This is a genomic window from Streptomyces sp. NPDC044064 (genome assembly GCF_056434245.1).
This window is the reverse complement of record NZ_JBWKFN010000034.1, coordinates 40,076-58,304: the sequence shown is the minus strand read 5'-3', so window position 1 is coordinate 58,304 and position 18,229 is coordinate 40,076. Positions and strand designations below refer to the sequence as shown.

Here is an 18,229-nt window from a genome sequence, read left to right as displayed (position 1 = left end):
GGATATCCTCCTAACCCTTACGGGGGCGTGTGCCCCGCTGTCCTGAACCTTTCGATGGGTGCGGAGCATGATCGAGGCTGTAGGCCTTACCAAGCGCTACGGCGACAAGACCGCCGTGTACAACCTTTCCTTCCAGGTGCGACCGGGAGCCGTGACCGGCTTCCTCGGGCCCAACGGATCGGGCAAGTCGACGACCATGCGGATGATCCTCGGGCTGGACAACCCGACGTCCGGCGCGGTGACCATCGGCGGCTACCCGTACCGCAAGCTGCCCAACGCCCCCCGCCAGGTGGGCGCGCTGCTCGACGCCAAGGCGGTGCACGGCGGCCGGTCCGCCCGCAGCCACCTGCTGAGCCTCGCCCAGCTGTCGGGCATCCCGGCCCGGCGGGTGGACGAGGTGCTCGGGGTCGTCGGCCTGCAGGACGTGGCGAAGAAACGATCCAAGGGCTTCTCGCTCGGCATGGGGCAGCGCCTCGGCATCGCCGCCGCGCTGCTCGGCGACCCCCAGGTGCTGCTCTTCGACGAGCCGGTCAACGGCCTCGACCCCGAGGGCATCCTCTGGGTGCGCAACCTGATGAAGGCGCTCGCGGCCGAAGGCCGTACGGTCTTCGTCTCCTCGCACCTGATGAGCGAGATGGCGCTGACCGCCGACCACCTCATCGTGATCGGGCGCGGACAGCTGCTCGCCGACATGAGCGTGACGGACTTCATCTCCGCCAACTCCGCCGACTTCGCGCGGGTGCGCACGCCGGACACCGAGCCCCAGCTGCGCGAGAAGCTGTCCTCCGCGCTCACCGAGGCGGGCGGCCACGTGCTGCCGGAGCAGGACGGCGCGCTGCGCGTGACCGGGCTGCCGCTGCCCCGGATCAGTGATCTGGCGCACGAGGCGGACGTACGGCTGTGGGAGCTCTCGCCGCACCAGGCCTCGCTGGAGGAGGCGTACATGCGGATGACGCAGGGCGCGGTCGACTTCCGCTCGACCATCGACCAGAAGACGGGCCTGCAGCAGCCCCTGCCGCCCGGCGCCCAGCCGCCCATGCCGGTTCCCGGCCAGGGCCAGCCGGGCTGGTACGCCCCGCCGCCGCCCCAGCAGGGCGGCGCACAGCCGTTCGCGATGCCGGCGCCCCCCGCGGGGCCGTACGGCGCCGCGCCCGCCGGTGCGCAGGGCGCTCCGGGCGCGGGTGCGCCCAACCCGTACGCGGCCCCGCAGGGGCAGCCCCCGGTGGCCGCTCCCCCGGCCCCGGCCGCAGCACCGTCCCAGCCCGCTCCCGCGGCCCCGGCCGCCGACCTGACCAAGTCCGAGGACGCCCGATGAGCACCCACCAGCCCCCGATGCCGCAGGCAACCGCGGCCGCGCCCGAGTGGCAGGCGGCGCCCGGCGGTCCGTACCCCGGTTACAACTCGCCGATCCCGGTCGTGCGCACCCACCTCGGGCACGCGCTGGCGTCCGAGTGGACGAAGATCAAGTCGGTGCGGTCGACGATGTGGACGCTCGGCGTCTTCGTCCTGCTCGTGGTCGGCATCGGCCTGCTGGCCGGTGTCACCGTGTCGAACTCCAGCTCCGACCTGGGCGGCGAGAGCCCGCTCACCCTCGGCTTCTTCGGCCTGCTGATCGGCATCATGTGCATCATCACGCTCGGCGTGCTGACCACGGCCTCCGAGTACGGCACGGGCATGATCCGTACGACGATGACCGCGTGCCCGAGCCGGGGCCGGGTGCTGGCGGCCAAGTCGATCGTGTTCTTCGTGATCGCCTTCGTGGTGACGCTGGCCACCGTGTCGTTCGTGGCGATGGTGCAGGCGTCGATGCTGAAGGGCCACGGCGCGGGCACCCCGTCCAGCGGGGAGTGGCTGAAGGCCACGTTCGGCATCAGCCTCTACATCGCTCTGCTCGGGCTGCTCTCGCTGCTCGTCGGCTCGATCATCCGGCACTCCGCGGGCGCCATCACGATCATGATCGGCACGGTGCTCGCCCCGCTGGTGCTCGCGCTGTTCATGAACGCGGAGTCGCTGCAGAAGGTGCAGAAGGCGCTGCTCGAGTACTCGATCCCGAGCCAGATGGGCGTCTTCTACGACAACACCCTGAGCCAGTCCGGCCCGACGGGCTGGGACCCGCTGTGGATCATCCTGGGCGTCACGGCGGCCGTGTACGCCGGCGCCTACGCGCTGCTGCAGAGCCGGGACGTGTAGCTCAGAACCTCGGCGCGTGACGGGACCGCTGCACCCGGGTGGTGCGGCGGTCCTTCGCGTTCCAGCACGCCTTGTGCCAGTGGCGGCGGTCGTCGACGCCCGAGTGCTCCGGCCAGGCCACCACGTGCGGGACACCGGAGGGGATCATCTGGTCGCAGCCGGGGCAGCGGTAGGTCTTGCCCTCGGCGCTCGCCCCGGCGACATGGCGCACGCTCCACTCCTCGCCCTGCCAGCTCTCCGTGGACTGCCAGCCGCCGTACCGGCCGGCACGGTCGTCCTCGGCGCTCAGGCCGGACGGCCCGGCTGCCTTCGGTCGGTTGCGACGCGGGGACACGGGACACCTCTCGGAGCTATACAGGGAGCACGGGCTGCATCCAAGCCTACGCGGCCCCGATGGGGGTACCCGTAGCGCACCAACCCGTACAAGTCCCCCTCCCGGGCGGCTCATTCTGCAGACAATCCGCAAATCTCCCCGCCAGGCCGTGTCCTAGGCACGTGTCAGACGGTTATGCCGGTCGGGGGAGCTCCGGTCGGAGCCAAGGAAGCAGGAAGAGCGATGCACGTAGGAAGTTTTGTGCTGGCGGCCCAGTTCCCGGGCCAGGGGCCGGGGGAGGCCCTCTACCGGGCGGTCCGCTCGGCGGAGGTCTCCGAGGAGGCCGGGCTGGACACGGTGTGGCTGGCCGAGCACCACTTCGTGCCGTACGGCACATGCCCGTCGGCGATCACCCTGGCCGCGCTGCTGCTCGGCCGCACCCAGCGTATCCGGGTCGGTACGGCGGTCAGTGTGCTGCCGACCGCACACCCGGTCGCCCTCGGCGAACAGGCGGCGCTGCTGCACATGACGAGCGGCGGCCGGTTCACGCTGGGCGTGGGTCGCGGCGGCCCATGGGTGGACCTGGAAGTGTTCGGCACGGGCCTGGACGCGTACGAGCACGGGTTCCCGGAATCACTCGATCTGCTGGTTCGCTGGCTGCGCGAACCGTCGGTGTCGGCCTCGGGTAAACGGTTCTCCTTCCGTGAGGTGCCCGTCGTGCCGCGCCCGTCGGAGGCGCTGACGGAGACGCCGGGGCCCGAGGTCGTCGTCGCCTGCACCTCGCCGGCCAGCGTGCGGCTGGCCGCCGAGCGCGGGCTGCCGATGCTGCTCGGCATGCACGTCGGGGACGAGGAAAAGGCCGAGATGGTCGCCCTGTGGCGGCAGTTCGCGCGGGCCGCGGGACGGCCCGGCGAGGAGATCGCGGGTGCGGCCCACGTCTCGGCCGGCGTCTGCCAGATCGCGGACCGGCGCACGGACGCGGCGGAGACGCTGCTGAAGGCGATGCCGGGGTGGCTGAAACAGGGCCTCGACGCCCACGTCACGGTCGACGGCCGGACGCGTGCGATGCGCGATCCGCTCGCCTACACCGAACTGCTCTGCGGGCTGCACCCGGTGGGTACCCCGCGGCTGGCCGCCGACCGGCTCGCAGCCACTTCGGAGCGGACCGGAATCTCCCGGTTCGCCCTGCTCGTCGAGGGGTCGGGCGACCTCGCCGCGACGGAGGAGAACCTGCGGCGACTGGGCGCCGAGGTGCTGCCCCAGCTGCGCTGACAGGCCGTCGACTCCCTTCCGCCGTAGGGCGCTTGCCGCCCCAGTACGAACGCACCTCCCCGCGGGTGGAGCGGCAAGCAAGCGGCTCACAGAGTCGGGAGCACGGCAGCCGCGTGTCAGCAGTCCCGAAGCTCCGGCGACTGGTTCAGCAACTGGCTGCGCACCGAGGTGAAGCGGGCCAATGTCTCGTCAACCGAGGCCTCCAGAGGGAACACCGCCACCCGGTGGCAGTTCTGGAAGGCCAGCCGCACACCGAAGTGCCGCTGCAGCGCTCCGCGTATGGCGTCACTCGCGAGCGCACGCAGCAGCTGACCGCGTGCCTGCTCGTCCGGCGGGGGCGTCTGGTTGTCGGCGAAGGGACCGCCGTCCACCTTCAGCTGGGCCACCAGGGAGCTGATCATCTCCCACGCATAGGGCAGGGAGGTCCGGACGCAGTCGACGAAAGCTGCTTCGTCGACCTCGCCTCGCTCGGCCTGTTCGAGTAGGGCCGGTGAGACGTCGAGCGACATGGGTTCTCCTCTCGCACCCCCGACGAGCAGGGGTTGCCTGACAGATAAGGAAGTTCGCGATTTCGAACACGCTCGGTACACGGGTCGCGACCTCCCGTTTACTACGGTAGGCAACGGTCGGTGACCACACCAGCAGAATGCGTATATGGAACGACCCCTTTGGGCACACAATCGGCCAGGGATGAACACGAGTTTCCCGGATGAATGGGGTGACCCACCGGGTCACGGTTGACGCCGGGGGCGGGCGGTGGGGAGGGCGAATCGCGTCCACCCATGGGTGTCGAGTAGCGTTGCCGACCATGCGTCTCGTCATTGCCCGATGCTCGGTCGACTACGCCGGCCGGCTCACCGCCCACCTGCCCTCGGCGCCCCGCCTGATCCTGGTCAAGGCGGACGGCAGCGTCTCCATCCACGCGGACGACCGGGCCTACAAGCCCCTCAACTGGATGTCGCCGCCCTGCACCCTCAAGGAGGGCACGGGCGAGGACGAGGGCGTGTGGACCGTCGTCAACAAGGCGGGCGAGAAACTGATCATCACGATGGAGGAGATCCTCCACGACTCCTCGCACGAGCTCGGTGTGGACCCCGGTCTGATCAAGGACGGCGTGGAAGCGCACCTGCAGGAACTGCTCGCCGACCGCATCGAGACGCTCGGCGAGGGCTACACCCTCATCCGCCGCGAGTACATGACCGCGATCGGCCCGGTGGACATCCTGTGCCGGGACGCGGACGGGCAGACGGTCGCCGTGGAGATCAAGCGCCGCGGTGAGATCGACGGCGTGGAGCAACTCACGCGCTACCTGGAGCTGTTGAACCGCGACCCGCATCTCGCGCCGGTCCGCGGCGTCTTCGCCGCCCAGGAGATCAAGCCCCAGGCCCGGGTCCTCGCCACGGACCGCGGCATCAACTGCCAGGTCCTGGACTACGACGCGATGCGCGGGATCGAGGACGACAAACTGCGGCTGTTCTGACCGGCCGGCCAGGTACGAGCAGAAGGGCGGGTCCGGACCGGACCCGCCCTTCTGCCGTGCGCGCGGGACGTCACATCACGACGGCCTGACCGCTGCCCACCGGCGCGCTCGCCGAGTCGCTCGAGGTGGGGGACGACGAGCCGGTCGTCGTGCTCCCGGTCGTGCCGGCGTCGGTGCCGCCCGTGGTCGTACCGCCGGTGGTGCTTCCGCCCGACGTGCCGCCCGTGGTCGAACCGCCGGTGGTGCCTCCCGTGGTCCCGCCCGTGGTCCCACCGGTGGAGCCGCCGGTGCTGCCCCCGGTCGTGCCGCCCGTGGAGCCACCGGTGCTCCCGCCCGTCGAGCCGCCCGTGGAGCCACCCGTCGTCCCACCCGTCGAGCCGCCGGTCGTGCCGCCCGTGGAGCCACCGGTGCTCCCGCCGGTCGAGCCGCCGCCCGGCGAGCTGGACGAGCCCGACGGCCTGGGCGTCCTGGACGGCGTGCCCGAGGTCTTGCCACCGGTCGGCTTGCCGCTGCCGGAGGGCCGGGTCGTGGCCGAGGGCGACGACGGGTCGTCCGAGGTGCCGGCGGTGTCCGGGTCCGTCGGGGTGTCGGCGGGCTTACTGGTACTGCCGGTCGAGCCGCTGTCCTTCTTCGGGTCCGCGCCCAGGCCGCCGTCGTCCAGTCCCTGGGTCGCGGACGGATTGACGCCGACCTGTCCGGCCGGGTTCTTGTCCGCGCTCTCGTGGGACGTCATGCCGAGCGTGACGACCGTGCCGAGGACGGCGGCGAGCAGGGCGCCGGAGCCGGCCGCGACCATGTTGCGCCGGGCCAGACGGCGGAAGCCGCCGATCGACTTGAGGGACGGGGGCTCGTGGGTGACCAGGGTGTCGTCGGCTGGGGCGTACATCGGCTGGTAAGGCACCGGCAGCCCGCCCGGAGGCGACGCCGACTCCTCGTGGCGGGCGTCCGGTATCTCCTCGCCCGCCATCGGCCCGGGCACATCGCCCGCGATGTCGGCGACCAGGGCAAGGGCCCGGCGTCCGGCGACGGTGCCCCGCTTGTCGGCGAGTGCCGCGCGCAGGCCGCTCGAGGACTCCAGCTCGGCGCGGGCCCGGTCGAGCTGTCCACCGCAGAGCGCGAGGATGCCCAACTCGTGGTGGAACCAGGCCTGTTCGGATACCTCGGCGGAGAGCCGGGAGGCCTCGGCACCGGACCGCAGCGCCCGTTCCCAGGCGCTCCAGTGCAGCCCGGCGGCGAAGGCGGGCGCGGCCGTGCGGGCGAGCCGTACCGCGACACTCTCCTCGCCCTCGACCGGTGGCACGGTGTCCGGCACCACGACCGCGAGCGCGGCGAGGACCGCGTCGGCCTCGGCGGACACCCGCCCGGGCGTGACCGAGGGGTGCCCGGCCCACCAGGCGTAGTGCTCGGCTGCGGTCAGGGCCTGGGCAGCCGCGTCGGCGGCGTACCCGGCGGCCTCGAGCTGGGCGGGCACCCCGGCCGCGAGGCGGTAGCGGGAGCCGACCGGAGAGACCAGTGCGCAGCTCGCGAGTTCACCGAGCGCGGCGTCCGCGTGGGTGTCGCCGACCAGCGCGGGCAGATGTGCCTGGTGCGGCACCTCGCCGCCGAGGGCGACGGCGAAGCGCAGGGTGGCGCGGGCGGAGGCGCTGAGCCGGGAGGCGAGCAGCGGCGCGGGCGCGGCGGCCTCGCCGAGGGACGGCAGCGGGACGTCCTCCGCCTCCGCCGCGTCCAGGGGTTCCTCGACCGGAATGCGTACGTCCTCGAAGACGCCGTACTCGTCCACCGCGCCGGTGCTGGCGCGCAGTTGGTCGCGCTGCCGGAGCAGGGCGCCGGCCTGGACGAACCGCAGCGGCAGCCCCTCGGACTCGAACCACAGGTCGCCGGCCCAGTTGGCCTCGTCCTCGGTGAGGACCCGGCCCACGGCGCGCTCCAGGATCTCCACGCCGGCCGCGCGGTCCAGGCCGGTGAGGAAGACCTCCTCGACGTCGGAGTCGGCGGCGGGCGCGGGGACGTCCGGGGTGGCGGCGAGCAGGAAGGCGCACTCGGGGGTGGCGGCGAGCAGTTCGTCCAGGGCGGCGCCGCCGAGTTCGAGGTCGTCCACGACCACGACCGCGCCGATCTCTGCGACCAGTTCGAGCAACCGGCCCCGTTCGGGCCGGTACAGGGGGGCGTCGTAGACGGCGTGGAAGAGGTCGTGCAGCAGGTCGGTGGCCGTGCGGCGGAAGCCGGTGAGGTGGACCACGCCGTCGGGGGCGAGGTCCAGGCAGTCCTCGGCGACCAGGTCGAGCAGCGCGGTGCGGCCGGAGCCGGCGGGGCCGGTGAGGCGCGCGGACCGGCCGCGGGCGAGGAGGCGGACCAGGCGCTCGCGGTCGTCCTGACGCTCGAGGAGGGCGGGCGTGGGCTGCGCCGGACCCGCCGGCACGGGCGGGCGGGCGGCGCGCTCGGTCTCGGCGCGCTCGGCAGCGGTCCGCTTGCGCGGGGACCCCGGCCGCTGGTGCGGCGGGCAGGGTTCTATCTCGCTGCCGTCGACCGGATTGACGGTCAGCAGGAAGTCGCCGGAGACCAGCTGCACCGTGCGGGCGACCGCGGGCGTGCTCTGGCCGAAGTCGGAGGTGAGGGATTCCCGGGGCGGGCGGCGGCTCTGAGCCTGGCCGTGCTCCCCGGGTCCCGGAGTGATCGGGTCCATAGGTTCAAGCCCCCCAAGAGCGTCGTGTGCCCGGACGTACCGGCCCCTCCCGGCCTTGCTGCACACCGCGCTGTCGCGTCTGGTCCGGGCCCGCTCGATCGAGGGTTGCGAGGCAGCGGGCGACCGAACCCTAAACCTTCGCACAGTATCTACGACAGAGCGGGGTGCCGCGCGGTCCGAAGCATCACGGTCCGGTGAGGATTGCCCTCGACGTACGCTTCGGCAGCTGCGTCCGGGTCTCCCCTGTCGCCCGGTTCACACCCGATCGGGGTGTTCACCCGGGACGCGTCATACGCGGGGGAGCGACTCCACCCCGATGCCGCCCTCGATGGCGAGGATGCGGTGCAGCCGGGTGGCCACCAGGAGGCGCTGCATCTGCGGCGGGACACCGCGCAGCACCAGACGGCGCCCGCAGCGGCCGGCCCGCCGGTGGGCGCCCATGATCACCCCGAGTCCGGTGGCGTCCCAGGAGTCCAGTTCGGACAGGTCGAGCACCAGGTCGCCGACTCCGGTGTCGACGGCCGAGTGCAGGGCCGTACGGGCGTCCGCCGCGCTGCGGACGTCGAGGCGGCCCCCGACGACCAGCTCGGCGTGGTCGCCCCTGATGTACATATGCGCTCCCCGTTGAGTGCGGTGTGGCGTACTCCGTGACGGTGCTGGTGCTGTGCAACGTCTGACTGCCTGAACGGCAGAGCGGTTGCTGCTTGTAAGCGAACCGATACCGAATTCACCCCCGGGAGTGAAGCTCCCGGGGTGTGCGTCCGGTCCTGTACGGATCAGTACTTGTAGAAGCCCTGCCCGCTCTTGCGCCCGATGTCACCGGCGTCCACCATCCGGCGCATCAGCTCCGGCGCGGCGAACTTCTCGTCCTGGGACTCGGTGTAGATGTTGCTGGTGGCGTGCAGCAGGATGTCGACGCCGGTCAGGTCCGCGGTGGCCAGCGGGCCCATGGCGTGGCCGAAGCCCAGCTTGCAGGCGAGGTCGATGTCCTCGGCGGTCGCGACGCCGGACTCGTAGAGCTTGGTCGCCTCGACGACGAGCGCGGAGATGAGCCGGGTGGTCACGAACCCGGCGACATCGCGGTTGACGACGATGCAGGTCTTGCCGACGGACTCGGCGAACTCCCGCGCGGCGGCGAGGGTTTCGTCGCTGGTCTTGTAGCCGCGGACGAGCTCGACGAGCTGCATCATCGGCACCGGCGAGAAGAAGTGCACACCGACGACCCGCTCGGGGTGCTCGGTGGCCGCCGCGATCTTGGTGATCGGGATGGCGGAGGTGTTGGAGGCGAGCACGGTCTCCGGGCGCACGATCTTGTCGAGCGCGCGGAAGATCTCGTGCTTGACCTCCAGCTTCTCGAAGACGGCCTCCACGACGATGTCGGCGTCGGCGGCGGCGTCCAGGTCGGTGGTGGCGGTGATGCGGGCGAGGGCGGCCTCGGCGTCGTGCGCCGCCAGCTTGCCCTTGCCCACGAACTTGTCGTACGAGGCCTTGATGCCGTCGGTGCCACGCTTGATTGCCTCGTCGGTGACGTCGCGCAGAACGACGTCCCAGCCCGCCTGTGCGGCGACCTGGGCGATGCCGGATCCCATGAGACCGGCCCCGATGACGGCGAGCTTCCGTGCCACTCCGACTCCCTCAACGCTGTTGACGTCTGGCTCTTCGGCGGACCATAGCGCTCCGGAGCCGCTGTGTGACCGGTAAGTAACGCGCGTCACGTCTCAATTGACGGACATCACACCGGCAGGGGTCAGGACGAGCCACGGACGGCGTAGTTGAGGACCTTTTCGCTCAACAGGTCCTCGATGTCGTCGAGGAGAACGAGCACCTCTCGTGACACTTCGCGCGGTTCGCCCCCCTTGACCATCTCGCGTGAGATGACCGCCATGACCGTACTGTGCACCCAGCCGATCTGACCTGCCATCAGAGTGGGCAGTTCGTCGTCGTCGGCGGCGCCGGTCTCCTCGCGCAGCGCCTGTTCCAGGTTGGCCTGGACCTCCTGGGCGATGGCCCACAGCCGGGAGCGCAGCGCGGGGGCCTCCTCGATGACCCGCATGAAGCTCGCGTACCCGGGGATCAGACCGACCCGGGGCGAGACCGCCTCGACCTCCTCGCGCAGCTCGCGCAGGACCGCGCCGATCGCGGACTCGCCCACGGGGCGGCCCCGCACCCAGCGGGCGAGCCGGTCGACCATGCCAGCGGAGCGGTCGAAGAAGAGGTCCTCCTTCGCCGGGAAGTAGTTGTAGACGGTGTTGACGGAGACGTTCGCGGCCTCGGCGATCTCCGCGACCGTCACGGCGTCGAAGCCGCGCTCCAGGAACAGCCCCGTGGCGACATCCGAGATGTACTGCCTGGTCTGCCGCTTCTTCCGCTCCCTGAGCCCCTCGGTCATGTCCGCATCCTAACTTTGCTGGGCCCACTGAAAACTTGGGGTCATTGCAAAATTTCAGGGACTCTGTTTTTCTGAGGGCATGGCAGCAGTCATCAGCGCGGCCGGACTGGCCCGCACCTTCCAGACGAGATCCGGCCCGGTGGAGGCCGTGCGATGCGTCGACCTCACCGTCCGCGAGGGCGAGATCCTCGGCTTCCTCGGCCCCAACGGCGCCGGCAAGACGACCACTCTGCGCATGCTCACCACGCTGCTGAAACCCAGCGGCGGCGCGGCCACCGTCGCCGGGTGCGACCTGGCGACCGACCCGGCCGGAGTGCGCCGGGCCTCCGGCTACGTCGCCCAGTCCGGCGGGGTGGACCCGCAGATCACCGTCCGGGAGGAGCTGGTCACCCAGGCCCGGATGTACCGCCTGCCGAAGGCCGAGGCCGTCGGACGCGCCGCGGAACTCGCCCGGGAGCTGGGCCTCACCGAACTGCTCGACCGGAAGACGGGCGCCCTGTCCGGCGGGCAGCGGCGGCGCCTCGACATCGCGATGGCGCTCACCCACCGGCCGAAGGTGCTGTTCCTGGACGAGCCGACGACCGGACTGGACCCGGGCAGCCGGGCCGACCTGTGGGACCTGGTCCGCCGGCTGCGCGACGAGCACGGCACCACGGTCTTCCTGACCACCCACTACCTGGACGAGGCCGACGCCCTCGCCGACCGCCTGGTGGTCGTCGACCGGGGCGTCGTAGTGGCCGACGGCACGCCGAGCGCGCTCAAGCTCGCCCACGGCGGCTCGATCGACGCCACCCTCCAGGACACCTTCCTCGCCATCACCGGCCGCGGCCCCGCTCCGTCTGCCGACACCGCCCCCGTCGCCGTATAGGACCGTTCACATCGGACCGCTCACGGAATCAGAGAGATGCTTCTTCACGACACCGGCCTCGTCTACGGCCGTTACCTCCGCCAGTCCCTGCGCTCCCGCTTCGCGCTGCTCTTCGGCGTGCTGACCCCACTCCTCTATCTCCTGTTCTTCGGCCCGCTCCTCACCGGCCTGCCGCTCGGCGGGAAGGGCAGTTCCTGGCAGGTGCTGGTGCCCGGACTGCTGCTCCAGCTCGGGCTGTTCGGGGCACTGTTCGCGGGTTTCACGATCATCATGGAGAACGCCCAGGGGGTGGTGGAGCGGATGCGGGTGACGCCGGTCAGCCGGCTCGCCCTGCTCCTGGGCCGGGTGCTGCGCGACGCCACGGTCTTCGTCTTCCAGGCGGTGCTGCTGGTGCTCGCCGCGGTGGTGATGGGCCTGCGCGCACCCCTGCCGGGCATCCTCATCGGCTTCGGGTTCGTCGCCCTGCTCACGCTCTCGCTGGCCTCGCTGTCGTACGCGCTGGGCATGCGGGTCCGCACCCCGCAGGAGTTCGGTCCGCTGATCAACGCGCTGTCGATGCCGTCGATGCTGCTGTCCGGCCTGATGCTCCCGATGACCCTCGCGCCCACCTGGCTGGACGTGCTCTCGCACTTCGTCCCGTTCCGCTACCTGGTGGACGCGGTGCGCGACGCGTACGTCGGCCAGTACACGAGCGCGCACATGCTGTACGGCGTCCTCGTCGCGGTCGGCTTCACGGGGCTCGCCGTGACAGTGGGCACACGGGTGTTCCGGACGGCCGGAGCGTAACTACGCTGGCCATATGGTCAATCTGACGCGCATCTACACCAGGACCGGCGACCAGGGCACCACCGCCCTCGGTGACATGAGCCGGGTCACCAAGACCGACCTCAGGATCTCGGCGTACGCCGATGCCAACGAGGCCAACGCGGTGATCGGCACCGCGATCGCGCTGGGCGGCCTGGAGGAGGAGGTCGTCGAGGTCCTCACCCGCGTCCAGAACGACCTGTTCGACGTGGGCGCGGACCTGTCGACGCCGGTGGTGGAGAACCCGGAGTTCCCGCCGCTGCGGGTCGAGCAGTTCTACATCGACCGGCTGGAGGCGGACTGCGACCGCTTCAACGAGCGGCTGGAGAAGCTGCGCTCCTTCATCCTCCCCGGCGGCACCCCCGGCGCGGCCCTGCTGCACCAGGCCTGCACGGTGGTCCGCCGAGCCGAGCGCTCCACCTGGGCGGCCCTGGAGGTGCACGGCGAGCACATGAACCCGCTCACCGCGACCTACCTGAACCGGCTCTCCGATCTGCTGTTCATCCTGGCCAGGACCGCGAACAAGGAGACCGGGGACGTGCTGTGGGTGCCGGGCGGGGAGCGTTAGCGCTCCTGCTCGGAGGCGTCAGCGCTCCCGCTCGGAGGCGTTGGCGGCCTCGGTCACCTCGGTCGTCCTGGGGAGTCTGGGGAACAGCGTGTAGCTCGCGGCGATCACCACGTTGATCCCGATCACCCACACCATCCTCAGCTGCCACGCCCGCAACGAGCCGGTGTCGCCGTCGTCGCCGACGTACCAGGCCGCGCCCTGCAGCAGGGCGAGGGCGACGAGCGCGGACAGGATCCAGCGGCCCGCGACCTTCCACTCGTGGACGGCGCGGGCCGTGCCGTACTTCGGGGGCTTCACGGGCGGCGGGCCACCGGCGAAGCGGTGGGCGACGCGGGCGTCCGCCCACCCGACCGTGGAATGGCCGAGGCCGACGGTGAAGCCGATGTAGACGGCGGCGAGGCCGTGCCGCCAGTCGGGTTCCGCGCCGTTCTTGAGGTCGATCGCGGTGACCACGAACAGCACGACCTCCAGCAGCGGCTCGCACAGCAGCAGCGCGAGGCCCGTGCGGGGCATGCGCCACAGGTAGCGGAAGGCCAGCCCGGCGGCCAGCAGCACCCAGAAGGCCACCTCACAGGCGACGATCAACCCGACGATCAAGGCTCTCCCCCTTCGCTCACCTTTCCAGGCTGCCGTCGGCCGGACCGCGCAGCATCGTCGGCGCGGGCGAACCCGCCGTAATCGAAAGTTGCAGTCGGGGACCCTTCCCCAGGCGCACGCGTGGTGGCCGCGGGCCGTGTTGGATGGGGTCATGCCCCTCGCACTCCCCCGCCCGCACCGCGACGACCTGCGCATCACCGTGGGCGGTCTGCTCGGCGGGGTGCTGCTGTGGGTGCTCGGGATCCACCCGCGCGTGGCCTCGGACAACCTCGTGCTGTGGCAGGCGCCCTGGGCTCCGCTGGTGCCGCTCGCGATCACCGCCGCCTGTGAGCCGCTGCGGCGCATCCGGCCCCGCGTCGGCCTGTTGGCCGGCACCGTCGCGCTGACAGTGGACACGGTGACCCTCGGCAGCGTCGTCACGGTCGTGCTGTACACCGACCTGATGTACGCGGCCGTCCTGTACGGCAGCCCCGCCGCCGCCCGGCGGATTCCCTGGATCACCGGGATGCTGACGGTCCTCGGCGGAGTCGTGCCCGCCGCCCTCTGGCGCGACCCGCAGGCGCTGTTGATCGGTGTGGGCGTCGGCGTGGTCGCGTTCGCGCCGGCCTCCACGGGCTGGGTGGTCCGCAACCACCGCGACGCGGCCGAGACGGCCCGGCTGCGCGCCGAACAGACCGCGCTGCTGGCCGAGATGGACCGCACCCAGGCGGTCGGCGCCGAACGGGCCCGGTTCGCCCGGGAGTTGCACGACATGGTGGCCAACCACCTTTCGGCGATCGCCATCCACTCGACGGCCGCGCTCTCCCTGGACGACCCGAAGACCTCCATGGACGCGCTGGCGGTCATCCGGGAGAACAGCGTCGAGGGGCTGGCAGAGATGCGGCGGCTGATCGGGATCCTGCGGGACGGCTCCGGCGACCGGGAGCCCGCCGCGTCGCCCACGCTCGACGGCCTCGGTGCCCTGGTCGACGGAGCCCGCTCGAACGGTCTGGAGGTGACCCTCGACGCCGGCCACGACAGTGTGCCCGTGCCGGTCGAGCTGGCCGCCTACCGGATCGTGCAGGAGTCGCTGACCAACGCCCTGAAGCATGCGGCGAAGGGGCGTGTCCATGTCGCCCTGCGGCAGGAGGACGGCGCACTTCAGGTGCGGGTGACCAGCCCGTACCGGCCCGGCGACAGCCCTCGCGCCCCCGGCTCCGGCGCCGGTCTCACCGGGATGCGGGAGCGGGCCGCGCTGCTCGGCGGCAGCTTCGAGGCCGGGCCCGAGGGCGGCCGCTGGGCCGTACGCGCCGCTCTTCCGCTCACCGAAGGAGACCCCGCATGAACCGCGCCGTCCGGGTGCTCGTGGCCGAGGACCAGTCCGCCGTCCGCGCCGGTCTGGTCCTCATCCTCGGCAGCGCGCCCGACATCGAGGTGGCCGGGGAGGCGGCGGACGGGCAGCGGGCGGTCGAGCTGGCCCGGGAGCTGCGGCCGGACGTGGTGCTGATGGACGTTCAGATGCCGCGGCTGGACGGGGTGTCGGCGACCCGGCAGATCGTCGCGGAAGGGACGGCGGACGTCCTGGTGCTGACCACCTTCGACCTCGACGAGTACGTGTTCGGGGCACTGCGGGCGGGGGCGGCCGGGTTCCTGCTGAAGAACACCGAGGCACGCGATCTGCTGGAGGCCGTACGGACGGTGGCGCGCGGGGAGGGGATCGTCGCACCGGCCGTCACCCGGCGGCTGATCGCCGAGTTCGCGGCGAAGCCGGTGCGCGAGCCGACGGCCGACCCGGCCGTGCTGGACAGCCTCACGCGGCGTGAGCGCGAGGTGCTGTCGTGCATCGGCGAGGGGCTGTCCAACGCCGAGATCGCGGCACGGCTGGAGATGGCGGAGGGCACGGTGAAGACGCACGTCAGCCGCCTGCTGGCGAAGCTGGAGCTGCGCAGCCGGGTCCAAGCGGCGGTGCTGGCGCAGGAGTTGGGGATCTAGCGGGCCCGTCGGGCAAGTGGTCCAGACCTATTGACCTGTGGTCCAGACCTTTCTATTCTCGCGGCACCGTGGGCGTGAAGGCTCAGTCATGCCCCTGACACCCCCGACACAAGAGGGAGGCGCAGCATGCGCTTCAGACACAGAGCCGCGGCAGGGTTCGCGACCCTGTTGCTCCCCCTGGCCGGTCTGGTCGGCCTCGCGGGCCCCGCCCAGGCCGCGACGAACGCCACCGCCACCTACACCAAGTCCAGCGACTGGGGAACCGGCTTCGGCGGTCAGTGGACCATCAAGAACACCGGCACCAGCAGCATCAGCTCCTGGACCGTCGAGTGGGACTTCCCCTCCGGTACGTCGGTCACCTCCGCATGGGACGCGGACGTCACCAACTCCGGCACCCACTGGACCGCCAAGAACAAGTCGTACAACGGCACCCTGGCCCCCGGCGCCACCGTCTCCTTCGGCTTCAACGGCGCCGGTTCCGGCTCGCCGTCCAACTGCAGGCTCAACGGCGACAGCTGCGACGGCACCACGGTCCCCGGTGACGCGGCCCCCTCGGCGCCCGGCACCCCGACCGCGTCCTCCGTCACCGACACCTCGGTGAAGCTCGGCTGGAGCGCGGCCACCGACGACAAGGGCGTCAAGAACTACGACGTGCTGCGCGACGGCAAGGTCGTCGGCACCGTGACGACCACGTCGTACACGGACACCGGCCTCACCGCCGGCACCGACTACTCCTACACCGTGCAGGCCCGCGACACCGCCGACCAGACCGGACCGGTCAGCGGCGCCGTCGCCGTGCACACCACCGGCGGCGGCACCACTCCCCCGCCCACCGGCAACAAGGTCAAGCTCGGCTACTTCACCGAGTGGGGCATCTACGGGCGCAACTACAACGTCAAGAACCTGGTGACGTCCGGCTCGGCGTCGAAGATCACGCACATCAACTACGCCTTCGGCAACGTCACCGGCGGCAAGTGCGCGATCGGCGACTCCTACGCCGACTACGACAAGGCGTTCACCGCCGACCAGTCGGTCAGCGGCGTCGCGGACACCTGGGACCAGCCGCTGCGCGGCAACTTCAACCAGCTGCGCGAGCTGAAGGCGAAGTACCCGAACCTCAAGGTGCTGTGGTCCTTCGGCGGCTGGACCTGGTCCGGGGGCTTCGGCGAGGCCGCCAAGAACCCGGCCGCGTTCGCGCAGTCCTGCTACGACCTGGTCGAGGACCCGCGCTGGGCCGACGTCTTCGACGGCATCGACATCGACTGGGAGTACCCGAACGCCTGCGGCCTGAGCTGCGACACCAGCGGGGCCGCGGCCTACAAGAACGTGATGGCCGCGCTCCGCGCCAAGTTCGGCTCGAAGAACCTGGTCACCTCGGCCGTCACCGCCGACGGCTCCTCCGGCGGCAAGATCGAGGCCGCCGACTACGCGGGCGCCGCTCAGTACGTCGACTGGTACAACGTGATGACGTACGACTTCTTCGGTGCCTGGGACGCCCAGGGTCCGACGGCCCCGCACTCCCCGCTCACCTCGTACAGCGGCATCCCGAAGGCGGGCTTCACCACCGCCGACGCGATGGCCAAGTACAAGGCGATCGGTGTCCCCGCTAGCAAGCTGCTCATCGGCATCGGCTTCTACGGCCGCGGCTGGACCGGTGTGACGCAGGACGCCCCGGGCGGCACGGCCACGGGCCCGGCGGCCGGCACCTACGAGCAGGGCATCGAGGACTACAAGGTGCTGAAGACGTCCTGCCCGGCGACCGGCACGGTCGCGGGTACGGCGTACGCGCACTGCGGCAGCAACTGGTGGTCGTACGACACCCCCGCCACCATCGCCACGAAGATGGCGTGGGCCAAGAACCAGGGCCTAGGCGGCGCGTTCTTCTGGGAGTTCAGCGGTGACACCAGCAACGGCGAGCTGGTGAGCGCCATCAGCAACAACCTGTAAGACCCTCAAGCAACATTGACGCTCCCCCAGACTTCGTCCGGGGGGACCCCCACCCAGCGGGTGAATGTGGCTACGCCACATTCACCCGCTGACCGGGCGGGGCTGCCTCCAGCCACGCGAGAAAACCGGTCAGCGCGTCTTCGCTCATCGCGAGTTCGAGGCGCGTGCCCCGATGGGTACAGGCGAGGACCACCGCGTCGGAGAGCAGCGCCAGCTCCTCCTCGCCCTCGGGCAGCCGGCGGCCGGCCACCTCGATGGCGGCGCGCTCCAGAGTCCGGCGCGGGCGGGGGGCGTAGGAGAAGACGCGGTACCACTCGATGCGGTCGCCGTTGTAGCGGGCGACGCCGTAGCTCCAGCCCTTGCCGTTGGTGTCCGGTTTCTCGGGCACGTCCCAGCGCAGCGAGCAGTCGAAGGTACCGCCGGAGCGCTGGATCAGTCTGCGGCGCAGTCCGAACAGGAACAGTCCCACCACCACGAGCGCGATCACGATCCCGCACACAGTCAGAGCGAGGACCATCGGCACCGACCTCCTCGTCTCCTAGGCGATGAAACTGAGTAATGAAAAGGAAAAAACACCCACATCTGCCTCAGCCGCGACCGGCACCGGATTGCTCCGGGCCGGCCGCGGCTGAGTGACGTCATACTGCGCGCTGGATCAGCGCGCCGCGGTCGCCGCCCGCAGGCGGACATCCGCACGACGCTCGGCTTCGGCGTCGTCCTCCGCCTTCGCGCGCTCGAGCTCGCGCTCCGTGCGCTGGACATCGATCTCGTCCGACAGCTCGGCGATCTCCGCCAGCAGCGAAAGCTTGTTGTCCGCGAACGAGATGAAACCGCCGTGCACCGCGGCGACGACCGTTCCACCATCACTCGTACGGATGGTCACCGGGCCCGACTCCAGCACACCGAGCAGCGGCTGGTGACCGGGCATGACGCCGATGTCGCCGGACGTGGTGCGCGCGACGACCAGGGTGGCCTCGCCGGACCAGACCTGGCGGTCGGCGGCGACCAGCTCGACGTGCAGCTCAGCAGCCATGGGTGGCTCCTCGGGTCACCACCCGGCGGTAGTGCCGGGTGTTGGGGTCAATTCTAATGGGCGTGGAGAGAGGGGCTGGACACACCCCGGGAAGGGTGGGTCCGCGCCCCTCTC

Annotated in this window: 19 protein-coding genes; 10 read left to right on the top strand and 9 right to left on the bottom strand. The window is 71.2% G+C overall.

Annotated features, from left to right (window positions below):
• The first annotated feature begins 67 nt into the window (after window positions 1-67).
• Together AC07DS_RS38490 and AC07DS_RS38485 are read left to right on the top strand one after the other, a co-directional pair.
• The gene (locus AC07DS_RS38490) at window positions 68-1,315 is read left to right on the top strand and encodes an ABC transporter ATP-binding protein (RefSeq protein WP_479153155.1); all 1,248 of its coding nucleotides are present in this window, start codon (window positions 68-70) and stop codon (window positions 1,313-1,315) included.
• Window positions 1,312-2,190: an ABC transporter permease gene (locus AC07DS_RS38485; RefSeq protein ID WP_479153153.1), complete on the top strand. Its 879-nt coding sequence runs from the start codon at window positions 1,312-1,314 to the stop codon at window positions 2,188-2,190. Before AC07DS_RS38490 ends, AC07DS_RS38485 begins: the two co-directional genes overlap by 4 nt.
• Window position 2,191: 1 nt before the next feature.
• Here AC07DS_RS38485 and AC07DS_RS38480 read toward each other — a convergent pair whose 3' ends face one another.
• Window positions 2,192-2,524, bottom strand: coding sequence for an ATP/GTP-binding protein (locus AC07DS_RS38480; protein ID WP_479153151.1), 333 nt, complete (start codon window positions 2,522-2,524; stop codon window positions 2,192-2,194).
• A gap of 222 nt (window positions 2,525-2,746) precedes the next feature.
• On the opposite strand from AC07DS_RS38480, the gene AC07DS_RS38475 reads away from it, so the two are divergent.
• Window positions 2,747-3,775, top strand: coding sequence for an LLM class flavin-dependent oxidoreductase (locus AC07DS_RS38475; RefSeq protein WP_479153149.1), 1,029 nt, complete (start codon window positions 2,747-2,749; stop codon window positions 3,773-3,775).
• 116 nt (window positions 3,776-3,891) lie between these two features.
• Here the strand turns inward: AC07DS_RS38475 and AC07DS_RS38470 are convergent, their stop codons facing one another.
• The gene (locus AC07DS_RS38470) at window positions 3,892-4,284 is read right to left on the bottom strand and encodes an SCO5389 family protein (protein ID WP_479153147.1); all 393 of its coding nucleotides are present in this window, start codon (window positions 4,282-4,284) and stop codon (window positions 3,892-3,894) included.
• Window positions 4,285-4,583: 299 nt separating this feature from the next.
• Here AC07DS_RS38470 and nucS point away from each other — a divergent pair, with 299 nt between their 5' ends.
• Window positions 4,584-5,255 (top strand): endonuclease NucS, encoded by a 672-nt coding sequence (gene nucS, locus AC07DS_RS38465; protein WP_031171882.1) that lies wholly within the window; start codon window positions 4,584-4,586, stop codon window positions 5,253-5,255.
• 70 nt (window positions 5,256-5,325) lie between these two features.
• On the opposite strand, the gene AC07DS_RS38460 is transcribed toward nucS, so the two are convergent.
• The 4 genes from AC07DS_RS38460 to AC07DS_RS38445 form a co-directional block, all read right to left on the bottom strand.
• A complete protein-coding gene (locus AC07DS_RS38460) occupies window positions 5,326-7,938 on the bottom strand; it encodes an ATP-binding protein (RefSeq protein WP_479153145.1) in 2,613 nt (870 codons plus the stop codon).
• A gap of 288 nt (window positions 7,939-8,226) precedes the next feature.
• A complete protein-coding gene (locus tag AC07DS_RS38455) occupies window positions 8,227-8,550 on the bottom strand; it encodes an STAS domain-containing protein (protein WP_030656141.1) in 324 nt (107 codons plus the stop codon).
• A gap of 164 nt (window positions 8,551-8,714) precedes the next feature.
• Entirely contained in the window at window positions 8,715-9,563 is an 849-nt protein-coding gene (locus AC07DS_RS38450) for a 3-hydroxyacyl-CoA dehydrogenase family protein (RefSeq protein WP_479153143.1), read from the bottom strand.
• A 122-nt stretch (window positions 9,564-9,685) separates the two neighbouring features.
• Window positions 9,686-10,327: a TetR/AcrR family transcriptional regulator gene (locus AC07DS_RS38445; RefSeq protein ID WP_479153141.1), complete on the bottom strand. Its 642-nt coding sequence runs from the start codon at window positions 10,325-10,327 to the stop codon at window positions 9,686-9,688.
• Window positions 10,328-10,406: 79 nt separating this feature from the next.
• On the opposite strand from AC07DS_RS38445, the gene AC07DS_RS38440 reads away from it, so the two are divergent.
• The 3 genes from AC07DS_RS38440 to AC07DS_RS38430 are packed head-to-tail and all read left to right on the top strand — an operon-like array spanning window position 10,407 to window position 12,567.
• On the top strand, window positions 10,407-11,195 hold the full coding sequence (locus AC07DS_RS38440) for an ABC transporter ATP-binding protein (RefSeq protein ID WP_479153139.1): 789 nt from the start codon (window positions 10,407-10,409) through the stop codon (window positions 11,193-11,195).
• A 36-nt stretch (window positions 11,196-11,231) separates the two neighbouring features.
• Window positions 11,232-11,981 carry an ABC transporter permease gene (locus tag AC07DS_RS38435; protein ID WP_479153137.1) on the top strand — a complete coding sequence of 250 codons (750 nt, stop codon included), beginning with the start codon at window positions 11,232-11,234 and terminating at the stop codon, window positions 11,979-11,981.
• Window positions 11,982-11,994: 13 nt separating this feature from the next.
• Window positions 11,995-12,567 carry a cob(I)yrinic acid a,c-diamide adenosyltransferase gene (locus AC07DS_RS38430; protein ID WP_479153135.1) on the top strand — a complete coding sequence of 191 codons (573 nt, stop codon included), beginning with the start codon at window positions 11,995-11,997 and terminating at the stop codon, window positions 12,565-12,567.
• An 18-nt stretch (window positions 12,568-12,585) separates the two neighbouring features.
• Here AC07DS_RS38430 and AC07DS_RS38425 read toward each other — a convergent pair whose 3' ends face one another.
• The gene (locus AC07DS_RS38425) at window positions 12,586-13,164 is read right to left on the bottom strand and encodes a hypothetical protein (protein ID WP_479153133.1); all 579 of its coding nucleotides are present in this window, start codon (window positions 13,162-13,164) and stop codon (window positions 12,586-12,588) included.
• Between the two features lie 151 nt (window positions 13,165-13,315).
• Between AC07DS_RS38425 and AC07DS_RS38420 the strand changes: the two genes are divergently transcribed.
• From AC07DS_RS38420 to AC07DS_RS38410, 3 genes are all read left to right on the top strand, one after another.
• A complete protein-coding gene (locus tag AC07DS_RS38420) occupies window positions 13,316-14,488 on the top strand; it encodes a sensor histidine kinase (RefSeq protein ID WP_479153129.1) in 1,173 nt (390 codons plus the stop codon).
• Window positions 14,485-15,135 (top strand): response regulator, encoded by a 651-nt coding sequence (locus tag AC07DS_RS38415; protein WP_479153126.1) that lies wholly within the window; start codon window positions 14,485-14,487, stop codon window positions 15,133-15,135. The genes AC07DS_RS38420 and AC07DS_RS38415 overlap by 4 nt, the downstream gene beginning before the upstream one ends.
• A 126-nt stretch (window positions 15,136-15,261) precedes the next feature.
• On the top strand, window positions 15,262-17,082 hold the full coding sequence (locus AC07DS_RS38410) for a glycosyl hydrolase family 18 protein (protein WP_479153124.1): 1,821 nt from the start codon (window positions 15,262-15,264) through the stop codon (window positions 17,080-17,082).
• A 70-nt stretch (window positions 17,083-17,152) separates the two neighbouring features.
• Here AC07DS_RS38410 and AC07DS_RS38405 read toward each other — a convergent pair whose 3' ends face one another.
• The gene (locus AC07DS_RS38405; protein ID WP_145883641.1) at window positions 17,153-17,599 is read right to left on the bottom strand and encodes a DUF2550 domain-containing protein; all 447 of its coding nucleotides are present in this window, start codon (window positions 17,597-17,599) and stop codon (window positions 17,153-17,155) included.
• Window positions 17,600-17,737: 138 nt separating this feature from the next.
• Entirely contained in the window at window positions 17,738-18,115 is a 378-nt protein-coding gene (locus AC07DS_RS38400) for a F0F1 ATP synthase subunit epsilon (RefSeq protein WP_094216090.1), read from the bottom strand.
• Window positions 18,116-18,229 lie beyond the last annotated feature (114 nt).

Bases quoted from the DNA above. Each gene is read 5' to 3' on its own strand.
- AC07DS_RS38490 (WP_479153155.1), top strand. From the start codon at position 68: ATGATCGAGGCTGTAGGCCTTACCAAGCGCTACGGCGACAAGACCGCC.
- AC07DS_RS38485 (WP_479153153.1), top strand. From the start codon at position 1,312: ATGAGCACCCACCAGCCCCCGATGCCGCAGGCAACCGCGGCCGCGCCC.
- AC07DS_RS38475 (WP_479153149.1), top strand. From the start codon at position 2,747: ATGCACGTAGGAAGTTTTGTGCTGGCGGCCCAGTTCCCGGGCCAGGGG.
- AC07DS_RS38470 (WP_479153147.1), bottom strand. From the start codon at position 4,284: ATGTCGCTCGACGTCTCACCGGCCCTACTCGAACAGGCCGAGCGAGGC.
- nucS (WP_031171882.1), top strand. From the start codon at position 4,584: ATGCGTCTCGTCATTGCCCGATGCTCGGTCGACTACGCCGGCCGGCTC.
- AC07DS_RS38460 (WP_479153145.1), bottom strand. From the start codon at position 7,938: ATGGACCCGATCACTCCGGGACCCGGGGAGCACGGCCAGGCTCAGAGC.
- AC07DS_RS38455 (WP_030656141.1), bottom strand. From the start codon at position 8,550: ATGTACATCAGGGGCGACCACGCCGAGCTGGTCGTCGGGGGCCGCCTC.
- AC07DS_RS38445 (WP_479153141.1), bottom strand. From the start codon at position 10,327: ATGACCGAGGGGCTCAGGGAGCGGAAGAAGCGGCAGACCAGGCAGTAC.
- AC07DS_RS38440 (WP_479153139.1), top strand. From the start codon at position 10,407: ATGGCAGCAGTCATCAGCGCGGCCGGACTGGCCCGCACCTTCCAGACG.
- AC07DS_RS38435 (WP_479153137.1), top strand. From the start codon at position 11,232: ATGCTTCTTCACGACACCGGCCTCGTCTACGGCCGTTACCTCCGCCAG.
- AC07DS_RS38430 (WP_479153135.1), top strand. From the start codon at position 11,995: ATGGTCAATCTGACGCGCATCTACACCAGGACCGGCGACCAGGGCACC.
- AC07DS_RS38420 (WP_479153129.1), top strand. From the start codon at position 13,316: ATGCCCCTCGCACTCCCCCGCCCGCACCGCGACGACCTGCGCATCACC.
- AC07DS_RS38415 (WP_479153126.1), top strand. From the start codon at position 14,485: ATGAACCGCGCCGTCCGGGTGCTCGTGGCCGAGGACCAGTCCGCCGTC.
- AC07DS_RS38410 (WP_479153124.1), top strand. From the start codon at position 15,262: ATGCGCTTCAGACACAGAGCCGCGGCAGGGTTCGCGACCCTGTTGCTC.
- AC07DS_RS38405 (WP_145883641.1), bottom strand. From the start codon at position 17,599: ATGGTCCTCGCTCTGACTGTGTGCGGGATCGTGATCGCGCTCGTGGTG.
- AC07DS_RS38400 (WP_094216090.1), bottom strand. From the start codon at position 18,115: ATGGCTGCTGAGCTGCACGTCGAGCTGGTCGCCGCCGACCGCCAGGTC.